Annotated in this window: 1 protein-coding gene; it reads left to right on the top strand. The window is 59.8% G+C overall.

Annotated features, from left to right (window positions below; all coding sequences use genetic code 11):
• Window positions 1–431 (top strand): ABC transporter permease (locus AC1D0P_RS27805; RefSeq protein WP_477679680.1); only part of this gene is annotated, 431 nt, incomplete at its 5' end.
• Window positions 432–545: the final 114 nt, after the last annotated feature.

The raw sequence follows: 545 nt of genomic DNA, 5'->3' as shown, positions 1-545 counted from the left end.
ATCTGACGGTTGGAGCCGTGCAGGTGACGGTGGTGCTGGTCGCGGCAAAACTGTTGTTCCGCATTCCCTTTGTCGGATCGCTCGGCTTGCTGCTGATGGCTGTGTTCGCCTTCGTGCTGGCGCTGGTGCTACTCGGCTACACGATCTCGACGGTCGCGAGCTCGCAGATGCAGGCCATGCAATTGACCTTCTTCTTCTTCCTGCCGTCGATCCTGCTTTCCGGCTTCATGTTTCCGTTCCGCGGCATGCCGGTCTGGGCGCAATGGATCGGCGAGATTTTTCCGCTCACCCATTTCATCCGCATCATTCGCGCCGTGATGCTGAAGGGGGCGGCCTGGGCGGACGTGTCGTTCGAAGTTGGGATCCTGGCAGTGTTCATCCTTGCCTATGCCGGTCTGGCGCTGCTGCGCTTCCGGCGAACGCTGGATTGACGGCGTTTCTGCGGCAGCCTCTCTGGCCATCTCGATTTCAATGGAGAAATCGTCCGGGCGCCGCTTTGACTTTATCTTCTCGTCGCATCCTCGCCGACGATTTGAGGTGCGGAG

The sequence above is a fragment of the Polaromonas sp. P1_G2 genome (assembly GCF_056405515.1).
This window is presented reverse-complemented; position numbering and strand designations above follow the sequence as displayed.